A 12,783-nucleotide genomic window follows, 5' to 3' on the forward strand; every position below is an offset into this window, starting at 1 on the left:
TTGGTTTTGGTGTTTTGTGCCGCCATTTTGACCAGCCGCAGGCGCCCTGCGCCCGGGCGAGCCGGAAGGCGGTCAGCCCGCTGAAGGGACCGCCCTGGTTGATCCGGGCTCATAACCTGTTATCTTCGGGGTTCCTTTTCGTCAGCCGCGTCGCGCGGGATTTTATTCAAGGACAGGGCATATGGAGCAGATTATTTCACCGGCAGAGGCCCTGCCGGGACGACGGGAAGCGCTGGCGATCGGCCAGCAGCATGCCGTCAACGGCCACCCGACCCAGGGCCCCTGGCCCGAGGGGATGGAGCTGGCCTGGTTTGGCATGGGTTGTTTCTGGGGCGTGGAGCGCCTGTTCTGGCAGCAGCCCGGCGTCTATTCCACCGCCGCTGGTTATCAGGGGGGCCTGACGCCCAACCCCACCTACAAGGAGGTGTGCAGCGGTCTGACCGGTCATGCGGAGACGGTGCAGGTGGTGTTCGATCCCAAGGTCATCAGCTATGGCGATCTGCTCAAGCTGTTCTGGGAGCAACACGATCCGGCCCAGGGCATGCGCCAGGGCGGCGACATCGGCACCCAGTACCGCTCGGTGATCTTCTATGGGGATGAAGCCCAGGAGGCCATCGCCCAGCAGAGCCTGGCGGCCTACCAGCAGGCCATGATGGCGAGCGGCGATGCCCGCGCCATTACCACCCGGATCCTGCCGCTGGCACCCTTCTACTACGCCGAGGATTACCATCAGCAATATCTGGAGAAGAACCCGGAAGGCTATTGCGGCCTGGGGGGCATTGGCGTCTGCCTGCCCCCCAGCCTGAACCGCTGAGGCGCAGTCTGGATAAAACAGGGGCCATTAGGCCCCTGTTTCGTTTTTTTGAAAGAAAGATTAAAAAAAGCGTCCTGGCCGGGAACTTAACCGAACCTCGGCAGACTAACAGGGTAGCTACCATGGACGGCAGCCAAGACCAGACACATTTCTTGCCTCGATATTCATTCAACTGACAAGCGCGATGAATCGGAAGTGATAGCAAGCAGGGCTGCCCTTTGAGGCGGCCCTTTTCATTGCGGAGCTTTGCGGGCCCTGCGGCCGCGGGGGAGGGGACTAGCCGATGGTGCTGTCGAACAGGTTCTTGATGAGATCGATGAACTCATCGAGGAAGGCGTGCTGGGCCGGGGTGGGCGCCCGCAGCCAGACGGCGGAGAGCACCTCCTCCAGATCGGCCACCACGGCGTCGGCCTCCTGCATGATCATGAAACGCACCTTGGGGTCGAGCTGGGGGTTCTGCTCGCAGATGGCCATGAGGTTGCCTGCCACTCGGTTGCTCACCAGATCCTCTATGGTCTGGGTGCCCGTGCCCTGCTGCTGGCTCTCGAACAGGCCCAGACTCTCTACCAGATACTCGATAAGCGCAATATAACCGTCGCTCTCTACCACCATGATGGCTGCCTTCATTCATCGCTTTGGGGAAATGGGGGGTATTTTAGTGGCTGGCCTTGGCTTGGCAAGCGGCAGTAGAGGCGATGGCGGACAAAACTGACCCCGCCGCGCTCCACGGTTTCCAATCCGGCCTGCTCGAAGCCGTGGCGAAGAAAGAGCGCGAGGCTGAAGGCACTGGCCTCTGTGGTCAGGCTGTGCAGGCCCAGCCGGCTGGCCGCCTGCAAGGCCTGCGCCAGCAGCAGGCCGCCGAGCCCCTGGCGCGGATGATCTGCGCTCACATAGAGCAGGCTGAGGTGGCCATCATCGCTTAAGGTGACAAAGCCAAGGGGGATGCCCTCCTGCTCGATGATCCAGCCGTGGTGCTCGCGCAACTGGCTGGCGAGACCCGGATGACGGGCGCCCAGCGCCCATTGCTCCACCTGCGCCGGGCTGTAGTGCTCAGGGCCCATGCGGCGCACCGACTGCTCGAACAGGGCGAGCAGGGCCGGGATATGGCGCTCATCCAGGGGAACGACGCGATAGAGGTCAGGGTTTAGGGAGTGCGGAGCAGGGGAGTCAGACATGGGAAGGCTCATGGTTTGGAATGGGAGGTCGGCGCCTGGGGCCGCTTGGCCTTGGGCAGGCCCGCCACCACCCGCTGGTAGGAGTGTTCAATCCAGCCCTGCCAGAGCTCGGCGTCCAGATTCTCGCTCAGGGTCACCGTGTTCCAGTGCTGCTTGTTCATGTGCCAGCCGGGTTTGACCTCGGGGTGGATCTCTCGCAGCAAAAGCGCCAACTCAGGCTCGCATTTGAGGTTGATGGTCAGCGGTTCGGCCTGCCAGTCCACCAGGGCGAACATCTTGCCGGCGATGCGATAGACCAGGATCTCCGGGCCGAAGGGGGTATCCTCGGTGGCCCCCGGCTGGCTGAGCAGAAATTCGCGCAAAAGGGTGAGCGTCATACAGGCCTCCAGGCTGGTCCGATCATGAGAGCAAGCATATTCATCGAGGCGAGGCTTCTGTTAATATGCCCGCCGAGTATATCCCTCAACCCCCCGGGAGCCCATAAGATGTTGTACCACAAGACCTTTGAGCTGGGCCCCGATCGGGATTGGGTGGTGTTCGTGCACGGTGCCGGCGGCAGCTCCTCCATCTGGTTCAAGCAACTGCGGGCCTACCGGGAGCACTTCAACGTGCTGCTGCTGGACCTTCGCGGCCACGGCCAATCCAACCAGTTGCAACAGGTGGTGAAGGGGCACTACAGCTTTCGGGCCGTGACCGAGGACATACTGCGGCTGCTCGATCACCTGCGCATTCCCCGCGCCCATTTTGTCGGCATCTCCCTTGGCACCATCCTCATTCGCCACCTGGCCGAGCTCTGCCCGGAACGGGTCAAGAGCATGGTGCTCGGCGGCGCCATCCTGCGCCTCGACATCCGCTCCCGGGTACTGGTGCAGCTTTGCCGGGTCGGCCAGCACATACTGCCCTACATGTGGCTCTACCGCTTGTTCGCCTTCATCATCATGCCGCGCCAGCACCATCAGGAGTCCCGCAACCTGTTCGTGCGCGAGGCCCGCAAACTGTGCCAGAAGGAGTTCAAACGCTGGTTCCGCCTCGCCACCGAGGTGAACCCCCTGATGCGCTACTTCAAGGAGCGCGCCCTGCCGATCCCGACCCTCTATGTGATGGGGCAGGAGGATCATATGTTCCTCGCCCCGGTGCGCGAGCAGGTGGCCCGGGATCCCTACAGCCGACTCGAGATCATCGAAAACTGCGGCCATGTCTGCAACGTGGAGCAGCCGGAGCACTTTAACCGGCAGTCGTTGGCGTTTTTGTCCACCCAGGCGGCGTAGCCCGCCCTCTGAGGCCCGCCTGGTGCCTCAGATGAAGTAGTGGGCGATATCCAGATAGCGCTGGCGGATGTGCTCGATCAGCAGCCGGATCTTGCGCGGTGGCTGGCGGGTGAAGGGGTAGACGGCGTAGATGCCAAGCTTCTTGCCCACCCGTTCCGGAAACAAATCCACCAGGTCCCCGCTCATCAAATCGTGATAGACCAGGCAGCGCGGCACATAGACGATGCCGCGCCCCCCCAGCGCCGCCTTGCGCAGGGCACCGGCGTTGTCGGTTGAAAAGCTCCCCGACACCGACACCAGATAGTTGCCGTCCTCCCCCTTGAAGGCCCACTCCGACGCCCCCGTGCTCTGATAGGCGTAGCGCAGGCAGTTGTGAGCCTGCAGGTCTGCGGGCTCGCGCGGTGCTCCGAAGCGGCGCACATAGGCGGGGGCAGCGCAGATCACCCACTGGGAGTCGAGGATATGGCGGGCGATGAGGCTGGAGTCATCCAGATAACCGGTGCGAATGACCAGATCGAACCCCTCTTCCACCAGGTTGACGAAGCGGTTGTCCAGCGACATCTCCACCGTGAGCCCCGGGTGCTGCTGGCAAAAATCGGCCACCGCATCGGCCAGCAGCAGCTCCCCGGAGATGGTGGGCACCGACATGCGCACATGGCCGCTCACCTTTTCACCGAATCCCGCCACCGCGTCGAAGGCGTCCAGTGCGGCGGCCTTCACATTTTTGGCACCCTGATAGAGCTCCTTGCCCGCCTCGCTCAGGGTGAGCCGACGGGTGGTGCGATAGAGCAGCTGTACCCCGAGCTCCTCTTCAAGACGCCCGATCCGTTTGCTAACCACTGAATTTGTAATGGAATTTTGCTCAGCCACCTTGCTGAAGGAGCCTGCCTCCACCACCTGGGCGAAGAGGATGAGGTCGTCTGTACTGGCCATATTGATAAACTTTTGGAACGAATGTTGTTCATTATTTCCATATATCGCGAAAAAGGAACAGGGTAAGGTCACGTCCGGTTAACAAAACAACAACAAGGCACCCTCAGGGTGCCCCTCTGGACAAGGACGCAATGATGACAGACACCCTGCTGGCCCTGGTGGCCTTCTCGCCGATCTTGGTGGCCGCCGTGCTGCTGGTCGGCCTCAACTGGCCCGCCAAGCGCGCTATGCCCATCGCCTTTCTGTTGACCGTGTTCATCGCCCTCTGGGGCTGGCAGATGAGCCCGACCCGGGTGCTCGCCTCCACCCTGCAGGGGCTGGTGATCACGGTGACCGTGCTCTGGATAGTGTTCGGCGCCATCCTGATGCTCAACACCCTGAAACACACCGGTGCCATCACCGCCATTCGCGGCGGTTTCACCAACATCTCGCCGGACCGGCGCATCCAGGCCATCATCATCGCCTGGTGCTTCGGCGCCTTTATCGAAGGGGCCTCGGGCTTTGGCACCCCCGCCGCCATCGCCGCTCCCCTGCTGGTGGCCATCGGCTTTCCGGCGCTCGCCGCCGTGCTGCTCGGCATGATGATCCAGTCGACCCCGGTGTCGTTCGGTGCGGTGGGCACCCCCATCCTGGTGGGCATCAACAAGGGGCTGGATAACCAGGCCATCGGCCAGACCTTGAGCGCCGGTGGCAACAGCTGGGACATCTACCTGCAACAGGTGACCACCAACGTGGCCCTCATTCACGCCACCGTCGGCACCTTGATGCCGGTGCTGATGGTGATGATGCTGACCCGCTTCTTTGGCCGCAACCGCAGCTGGACCGAGGGGCTCTCCATCCTGCCGTTCGCGATTTTCGCCGGGCTCGCCTTCACCGTCCCCTATGCCCTGACCGGCATGTTGCTCGGTCCCGAGTTCCCGTCCCTCATCGGTGGTCTGGTGGGGCTGGCCCTGGTGGTGACGGCGGCGCGCCACGGCTTCCTGGTGCCAAAAAACACCTGGGATTTCGCCCCCGAAAAAGAGTGGCCCGCCGAGTGGCTGGGTTCCTTGAAGCTCGATCTCAAAGAGGCCGCCGGCCGCCCCATGTCCCTGCTGCTGGCCTGGCTCCCCTATGTGGCGCTGGCCCTCTTGCTGGTGGCCAGCCGGGTGAGCCCGGAATTCAAGGCAAGCCTCTTGTCGGTGAGCCTCGCCTTCACCGACCTCCTGGGAGAGAAGGGGGTCAGCGCCTCCATTGAGCCGCTCTACCTGCCGGGGGGCCTGCTGGTGTTCTGCGCCCTGATCGCCACCTGGCTGCAATCGCGCTCCCTCGCCCCCTTCGGGCGGGCACTGGGAGAGTCCAGCCGCACCCTGATCGGCGCCGGCTTCGTGCTCATCTTCACCGTGCCCATGGTGCGCATCTTCATCAACTCCGGCGTCAACGGAGCGGATCTCGCCAGTATGCCGGTGACCACGGCCAATTTTGCCGCGGGGCTCGTCGGGGAGTTCTTCCCGGCCCTGAGTGCGACCATAGGTGCGCTGGGGGCCTTTATCGCCGGCTCCAACACAGTGTCGAACATGATGTTCAGCCAGTTCCAGTTTGAAGTGGCCCAGACCCTGGGGGTCTCCACCGCCGCCATGCTGGCCCTGCAGGCCGTGGGCGCTGCGGCCGGCAACATGATTGCCATCCACAACGTGGTGGCGGCGTCAGCCACCGTGGGGCTGCTCGGCCGTGAGGGGGCGACACTGCGCAAGACGGCGCTGCCGACCCTCTACTACCTGCTGGCCACCGGCCTTATCGGGTTGGCGCTCATGTACAGCTTCCACGTCTCGGACGCACTGCTGCAGTTGAAGTAAGGAGAGCAAGTGATGAAGGTAATGCGGGTCTATCCGGCCAAGCCGGCCGATGTCTATCTCTACGCCACCTGTCTGGTGGACCTGTTTGACCCGGTGGCGGGGCTCGATGCCATCGCCCTGATCGAGCGGGAGGGGATAAGGGTGCACTTTGTCGAGAAACAGACCTGCTGCGGGCAGCCGGCCTACACCTCGGGTCACGAGGAGGAGGCGCGCAAGGTGGCGCAAAGCCAGATGGCGCTCTTCCCCGAGCCCTGGCCGGTGGTGGTGCTGTCGGGCTCCTGCGGCGGCATGATGCACCACCACTACCGCCGCCTCTTCCCCGAGAGCCCCGAGGTGGCCGATTTTTGCGATCGGGTGTTCGAGCTCACCGAGTTTCTGGCCCGGGTCTGCCGGGTGCGCTGGCACGCGGTGGGGGAGGCGAGCATCGTCATGCACACCTCCTGCTCGGCCCGGCGCGAGATGCAGGTGCACACCACGGCCCGCAGCCTGTTGGGGCAGCTCGATGGCGTCACCTTGCATGAGCAGGCCTACGAGAGCGAGTGCTGCGGCTTTGGCGGCACCTTCTCGGTGCGCCATCCCCACATCAGCCAGGCCATGGTGGAGGACAAGACCCGCCACCTGCTGGCCACTGGCGCTCATACCCTGGTGAGCGCGGACTGGGGGTGCCTCTTGAACATCAAGGGATCCCTGGCCTATCAGGGCAAGACGCTCCCTGCTACCCATCTGGCGAGCTTCCTGCTCGCCCACAGCGAGCCTTTGTCAGCAAAAGAGGAGGCCCATCATGAGTGATCACGCTAAGTATTCGCCGCGCCGCTTCCATCCCCAGGCCGAGGCGGCCCTGGCCGACCCCGTGCTGCGCCAGAATTTTCGCGGCGCCATGGATTACCTGCGCGGCAAGCGCCGCGACGCCTTCGCAGACCCGGCCGAAGAAGAATCGGTGCGCAATGCGGCCGAACAGATCCGCCAGCGCTGCCTGTCGCGCCTACCGGAGCTGCTGGATCAGCTCGATGCCAACTGCGAGCGCAACGGCATCAGGGTGCACTGGGCCCAGACGCCGGCCGAGGCCAACGCCATCATCCTCGGCATCGCCCAGCAACATGGGGTGAGCAGCATCGTCAAGGGCAAGTCCATGGTGAGTGAGGAGGTGGGCTTCAACCACGAGATGGCGCGCCACGGCATCCGCTGCTTGGAGAGCGACATGGGGGAGTTTATCGTCCAGCTCGACGGCGATACCCCGTCCCACATCATCATGCCCGCCATCCACAAGAACAAGCAGGAGGTGAGCGACACCTTCGCCGGCAATCTGGCGGATTTCACCCCCACCACCGACGTGGACGCCCTGATCCAGACCGGGCGGCGGGCCCTGCGTGAAGAGTTTCGCCGCGCCGGCATGGGGCTCTCCGGCGTCAACTTCGCGGTGGCGGAGACCGGCAGCCTGTGTCTGGTGGAGAACGAGGGCAACGGGCGCATGTGCACCACTGTGCCGAAAGTCCACGTGGCCATCACCGGCATCGAGAAGGTGGTGGAGTTCTTATCCGACGTACCGCCCCTTTACAGCGCCCTGACCCGCTCGGCCACCGGCCAGGCCATCACCACCTACTTCAACGTCATCAGCGGCCCGCGCCGGGCAGGGGAGCTGGACGGCCCGGACGAGGTGCACCTGGTGCTGCTCGACAACGGCCGCAGCCAGGCTTACCGGGACGAGGAGCTGCGCAAGACCCTGCAGTGCATCCGCTGCGGTGCCTGCATGAACCACTGCCCGGTCTACACCCGCATCGGCGGTCACGCCTACGGCACCATCTACCCGGGCCCCATCGGCAAAATTATCTCCCCCCACCTGCTGGGGCTGGAAAACACTCAGGATCTGGTGACCGCATCCAGCTTGTGCGGGGCCTGCGGCGAGGTGTGCCCGGTGCGCATCCCCATTCCCGACATGCTGCAGCGCCTGCGGCGGGAGGCCAAGCACGACGCTATGCCTGGCCACGAACCGCTGGCGGGGCAGGGGGCGGCCAAGAGCCGGCTCGAGACGCTTGCCATGCAGGGCTTTGCCTTTGCCGCCACCCACCCGCGCCTCTATCACGCCGCGACCGGTGTGGCCAGCCGCCTGCGAGGCTTGATGCCTAAACACCTTGGGCCATGGACCCAGTGCCGCGAGGCCCCCCAACCCGCCCCCCAGAGCCTGCACGCCCTGCTGCGCCAGAAGAAGAAGGAGTCCTGAGATGTCGAGCAAAGAGGCCATATTAAGCCGCCTGCGCGGCGCCGCCACCCCCATTGCCCACGCACCGCACGCCTGGCAGCCCTGGCGCGGGGTAGATGACAACGCACGGCGCGAGCGCTTCCTTGGCATGATCAGCGTCAGCCACGCCGAGATCCTCACCGTCAAGGAGGCAACCCTTGCCCGGGATCTGGCCGCCTGGCTGGATGGGGAAGCAATAACGCATCTGGCCTGTGGCCAGGGCGGCCGCTGGCAGGCGGCGGTTGCGGCCGCCTGCGCCGGGCACTCTGTGTTGACCCCGGCGGGGGAGTTCGCGAGCTGGAAGGACGAGCTGTTCGACGTCTGTCAGGCGGGGATAACCCACTGCGCGGGTGCCATCGCCGATACCGGCACCCTGGTGTTGCTGCCGGATGGCGGTGAGCCGCGCACCCTATCCCTGGTGCCCCCCTGTCATATTGCGCTGCTGGCGGCCTCCACCATCGCCGACAACCTGGCGGGGCTGGTGGAGGCCGGGCGCTGGCAGCAGGCCATGCCCACCAATCTGCTGCTGGTCTCCGGCCCCTCCAAGACCGCCGATATCCAGCAGACCCTGGCCTACGGTGCCCACGGCCCGAGCCGCCTGCTGGTGGTGCTGGTGGAGGATTGCTGATGCTTTGGAACCAGTTTGACGCCGCCGTGCTCTCGCGCATTCCGCCGGAGCGGCTGGTGAGCGACCCTGATCTTCGGCTGGCCCACGGCACGGACGCCAGCTTCTACCGGCTGGTGCCCGAGCGCATCGTGCGCCTCGACTCCCTCAATGAAGTGCGCTTTGTGCTGGCGGTGTGCCGCGAGTTGAACCTGCCGTGCACCTTTCGCGCCGCCGGCACCAGTCTCTCGGGCCAGGCCCTGAGCGATTCGGTGCTCATCACCCTGACCGACAGCTGGCGCGGCCACCGCATTCTGGACGAGGGGGCGCGCATCGCCCTGCAACCCGGGGTGATCGGCGCCGATGCCAATCGCTATCTGGCGCCTCTGGGGCGCAAGATTGGGCCGGATCCCGCCTCCATCAACGCCTGCAAGCTCGGCGGCATCGCCGCCAACAACGCGAGCGGCATGTGCTGCGGCACCGCTCACAACAGCTATCACACCCTGCACGCCATGACCCTGCTGCTGGCCGATGGCACCTTGCTGGACAGTGGCGATCCCCACAGCCGCACCGCTTTTGCGGCCAGGCGCCCGGAGCTGCTCACGGGGCTCGCCGCCCTGCGCGCCGAGGTGCTGGCGAACGCCGAGCTTGCCGCCAACATTCGCCACAAGTACCGGCTCAAGAACACCACCGGCTACGCCATCAATGCCCTGCTCGACCATGAAGACCCCATCGATATTCTCACCCACCTGATGATCGGCTCGGAGGGCACCCTCGGCTTTATCGCCGAGGTAGTGCTCGACACCGTGCCCGAATACCCCCACAAGGCCTCGGCCCTGCTGGTGTTTCGGGATGCCGAGCAGGCCTGTCTGGCCACCTCGCGCCTTAAAAGTGCGCCGGTGGCGGCGGTGGAGCTGATGGATGGGCGCTCCCTTCGCTCGGTCGCGGGCAAGCCCGGTCTGCCGGATTTTATCAAGACGCTGGACCTGGCCGCCTGCGCCTTGCTGATCGAGGTGCATGGGGAATCGAAGCAGGAGCTGGTGGATCGCTGCGAGCAGGTGACGGTCATGGCGGCCGAGTTCGCTCAGGTCGCCTCTGTACCCTTTACCAAGGAGAGCGCCGGCCTCTGGGCCATTCGCAAGGGGCTCTTCCCGGCGGTGGGGGCGGTGCGCACCACGGGCACCACCGTCATCATCGAGGATGTCGCCTTTCCCATCGAGCGTCTGGCCGAAGGGGTGGCGGGGCTGCAGCAACTGTTCGATCGCTTCGAATACGGTGAAGCCATCATCTTCGGCCACGCGCTGGAGGGGAACCTGCACTTCGTCTTTACCCAGGGGTTCGATGATCCGGCGCAGGTGGCCCGCTACGGCGCCTTTATGGATGCGGTGGCCGAACTCGTCGCGGTGCGCTTTGGCGGGTCCCTCAAGGCCGAGCACGGCACCGGCCGCAACATGGCCCCCTATGTGGAGCTCGAATGGGGGTCGGAGGGGATGGCGCTGATGCGGCGCATCAAGGCGCTGCTCGACCCAGCTGGCCTGCTCAATCCCGGCGTCATCATCAACGACGACCCCAAGGCCCACCTTGCCCACCTCAAGCCCATGCCGGCGAGCGATGCCATCGTGGATCCGTGCATCGAGTGCGGCTTTTGCGAGGCGGTTTGCCCCTCGCGCACCCTGTCGCTCTCGCCGCGCCAGCGCATCGTGCTCTATCGGGAGTTGTCACGCCGTGGTCGCAGCGGTGAAGCGGCAGGGGATCTTGCCCGGCTGTTTGACTATCAGGGCATCGACACCTGCGCCGCGACCGGGCTCTGCGCCGACCGCTGCCCGGTTGGCATCAACACCGGCAGCCTTATCAAGAAGCTGCGCAGCGAAAAGTACCAGCGCTTCGTGCCCATCGCCCGCTGGAGCGCCGATCACTTCGCCGGCGTCACCCGCACGGCCCGTGGGGCCCTCGGCCTCAAAGGCATTGCCGGCAAGCTGTTGGGAGACAAGGCACTGGCAGGCTTGGTGGGAGGCGTGCGCAAGCTCAGCGGCCAGCGCACACCCGCCTGGCTGCCGACCCTGCCGGGGCCGAGCCGTTACCAGTGGTCGCAAGGGGAGGGGAGCCATGGCGAAACAAGGGATCGCGCTGTGGTCTATCTGCCGTCCTGCGCCAGCCGGGTGTTCGGCCAGCAGGAGGAAGCCCCGTCACTGCCACAGGTTGTGCAATCCCTACTCAAGAAAGCGGGTTGCCGGGTCATAGTGCCGCAAGGCATTGAGGGGCTCTGCTGCGGCATGCCCTATGACAGCAAGGGGATGAGTGAGGTCGCGGAAGCCAAGCGTACTGATCTGGCCGAGGCCCTGTGGCAGGCAAGCGAGCAGGGGCGCTGGCCCGTGCTGCTCGACACCAGCCCCTGCGTGCAGCGGCTGCTCTCGGGGGCGCTTGGCAAGGACCTGCGGGTGTTCGAGCCCTCCGCCTTTGTGCTGGAACACCTGCTGCCCCACCTTGAGCTGACCCCCATCGATGAGACAGTGATGCTCCATATCACCTGCAGCAGCCGGCGCATGGGGCTGGGGGAGACCATGCTGGCGGTGGCCCGCGCCTGCGCCCGCGAGGTGATAATCCCTGAGCATATCCAGTGCTGCGGCTTTGCCGGCGACAAGGGGTTGATGACCCCGGAGCTCAACGCCGCGGCGCTTGCCAGCCTGCCTGCCCAGGTGCCCAGGGATTGCCGTCAGGGATTCAGCAACAGCCGTACCTGCGAAATGGGGCTCAGCCAGCACGCTGGCATCCCCTATCACAGCATCCTCTATCTGGTGGATCAGGCGGCGAGATAAATAAAACCCCCGACAGAATAGATTTTGTCGGGGGTTTCTTTGTTGGAAAATAGGTGCAAGAGTCGGGTGTTTATTTTTAACGCCTATGGCCGTTAGCTGCTTCACGCCAAGTTCTCATTAAGTAATGTTCAACTCAGCCAAGATGCAATAGACACTAACCCTACTGGAATGATGATCATCATTGCTAGAACACCAAGGCAACCACGACCTCTGCTTGATGAGTAGGAATTATTATTTGTAGCATTTTGATTGCTTAACCATTCAGCATGGCAATTTGAGCAATAGAGTTTTAGCGTGCCCGTATTCCAAGCGCGAATGGTGCGATTGTCAAACGGAACATTGCAGCGACAGCGAGAACAGGTAAATAATTTGTTTGAAGGTTTTTTGGGGCGACTAAAGAGAGCAAGTAATATTATTGCAAGCAATGCAATTGGAAGTGATATCGTAAGATCTTCTTCTTTAAAATAGTTAAAGCCAGCTAAAGTTATCAAAACTATAGCCATGATTAAAAAAATATAATCTAGAGGTGTTTTTCTGACTGGTTCAAGGGCGATCTTTTTATCACTTGACCCTCCCTTAGAATGAGAGCTTTGTTTGGAAGGCTGTTTGATAGGGCGAAGAGTCCAACCTTCATAGTAAACTTCTGTAGCTCTCACTCGTCGCTGACTATCGATTGCAGTCTCAAACAATACCTCGTCATTAATCTGTGGCCTTCTTTCTTTGGGGTTTACAGCAGAGATATGGACGAAGATATTGTCTGATCCATCTTCTGGTGTGATAAACCCAAAGCCCTTGTCATCATTCCATTGAGTAATTTTACCTTTCATTTTCTTCCTATGGGTATCGAATGTTGAATTGACTGTGTTAATGGTCGAAGGATTTACAAAGAAAGTAATTTCTTGAATCGTGTATCTCTAGATGCTTTCTATATAGTGGAAGCTCTCACTGAGATTATTATATCGTATACCACACTCAATATTGATGCTGTGGATATATGAAACCCTACCTAACTATGAAACAATGGTGTTCACTGGTATCCAGTCTTATTCCATTACTCACTAAATCACACGGCTACCGCACGGAATATAGCCTCCGTTGTGCTGAG

Annotated in this window: 12 protein-coding genes; 7 read left to right on the forward strand and 5 right to left on the reverse strand. The window is 62.7% G+C overall.

The window, feature by feature from the left end; all coding sequences use genetic code 11:
- Positions 1-181: 181 nt before the first annotated feature.
- Positions 182-814 carry a peptide-methionine (S)-S-oxide reductase MsrA gene (msrA, locus tag AAHB08_RS02595; RefSeq protein WP_342058008.1) on the forward strand — a complete coding sequence of 211 codons (633 nt, stop codon included), beginning with the start codon at positions 182-184 and terminating at the stop codon, positions 812-814.
- 276 nt (positions 815-1,090) lie between these two features.
- Here the strand turns inward: msrA and AAHB08_RS02600 are convergent, their stop codons facing one another.
- From AAHB08_RS02600 to AAHB08_RS02610, 3 genes are read right to left on the reverse strand one after another with little or no spacing between them, the layout of a single operon-like run.
- Entirely contained in the window at positions 1,091-1,426 is a 336-nt protein-coding gene (locus AAHB08_RS02600; RefSeq protein WP_139436190.1) for a DUF3802 family protein, read from the reverse strand.
- Between the two features lie 11 nt (positions 1,427-1,437).
- Positions 1,438-1,989, reverse strand: a complete 552-nt coding sequence (locus tag AAHB08_RS02605) for a GNAT family N-acetyltransferase (RefSeq protein WP_342058009.1) — start codon at positions 1,987-1,989, stop codon at positions 1,438-1,440.
- An 8-nt stretch (positions 1,990-1,997) separates the two neighbouring features.
- Positions 1,998-2,366, reverse strand: coding sequence for an MmcQ/YjbR family DNA-binding protein (locus AAHB08_RS02610; RefSeq protein WP_202045174.1), 369 nt, complete (start codon positions 2,364-2,366; stop codon positions 1,998-2,000).
- A gap of 108 nt (positions 2,367-2,474) precedes the next feature.
- Between AAHB08_RS02610 and AAHB08_RS02615 the strand changes: the two genes are divergently transcribed.
- Positions 2,475-3,257: an alpha/beta fold hydrolase gene (locus tag AAHB08_RS02615; RefSeq protein WP_342058010.1), complete on the forward strand. Its 783-nt coding sequence runs from the start codon at positions 2,475-2,477 to the stop codon at positions 3,255-3,257.
- A gap of 27 nt (positions 3,258-3,284) precedes the next feature.
- Here the strand turns inward: AAHB08_RS02615 and AAHB08_RS02620 are convergent, their stop codons facing one another.
- Complete coding sequence (locus AAHB08_RS02620) at positions 3,285-4,262, reverse strand: LysR family transcriptional regulator (protein WP_342058011.1); 978 nt, start codon at positions 4,260-4,262, stop codon at positions 3,285-3,287.
- A gap of 62 nt (positions 4,263-4,324) precedes the next feature.
- Between AAHB08_RS02620 and AAHB08_RS02625 the strand changes: the two genes are divergently transcribed.
- From AAHB08_RS02625 to AAHB08_RS02645, 5 genes are read left to right on the forward strand one after another with little or no spacing between them, the layout of a single operon-like run.
- A complete protein-coding gene (locus AAHB08_RS02625; RefSeq protein WP_342058012.1) occupies positions 4,325-6,022 on the forward strand; it encodes an L-lactate permease in 1,698 nt (565 codons plus the stop codon).
- A 12-nt stretch (positions 6,023-6,034) separates the two neighbouring features.
- Positions 6,035-6,811, forward strand: a complete 777-nt coding sequence (locus AAHB08_RS02630; protein WP_342058055.1) for a (Fe-S)-binding protein — start codon at positions 6,035-6,037, stop codon at positions 6,809-6,811.
- Complete coding sequence (locus AAHB08_RS02635) at positions 6,804-8,240, forward strand: LutB/LldF family L-lactate oxidation iron-sulfur protein (RefSeq protein WP_342058013.1); 1,437 nt, start codon at positions 6,804-6,806, stop codon at positions 8,238-8,240. The genes AAHB08_RS02630 and AAHB08_RS02635 overlap by 8 nt, the downstream gene beginning before the upstream one ends.
- A gap of 1 nt (position 8,241) precedes the next feature.
- Entirely contained in the window at positions 8,242-8,886 is a 645-nt protein-coding gene (locus AAHB08_RS02640; RefSeq protein ID WP_342058014.1) for a LutC/YkgG family protein, read from the forward strand.
- Positions 8,886-11,678, forward strand: a complete 2,793-nt coding sequence (locus AAHB08_RS02645; RefSeq protein ID WP_342058015.1) for an FAD-binding and (Fe-S)-binding domain-containing protein — start codon at positions 8,886-8,888, stop codon at positions 11,676-11,678. The genes AAHB08_RS02640 and AAHB08_RS02645 overlap by 1 nt, the downstream gene beginning before the upstream one ends.
- 128 nt (positions 11,679-11,806) lie before the next feature.
- Here the strand turns inward: AAHB08_RS02645 and AAHB08_RS02650 are convergent, their stop codons facing one another.
- Entirely contained in the window at positions 11,807-12,505 is a 699-nt protein-coding gene (locus tag AAHB08_RS02650; RefSeq protein WP_342058016.1) for a cold shock domain-containing protein, read from the reverse strand.
- Positions 12,506-12,783: the final 278 nt, after the last annotated feature.

It is taken from the genome of Aeromonas sp. OTU364 (assembly GCF_038440395.1).
Lineage (GTDB): Bacteria > Pseudomonadota > Gammaproteobacteria > Enterobacterales > Aeromonadaceae > Aeromonas.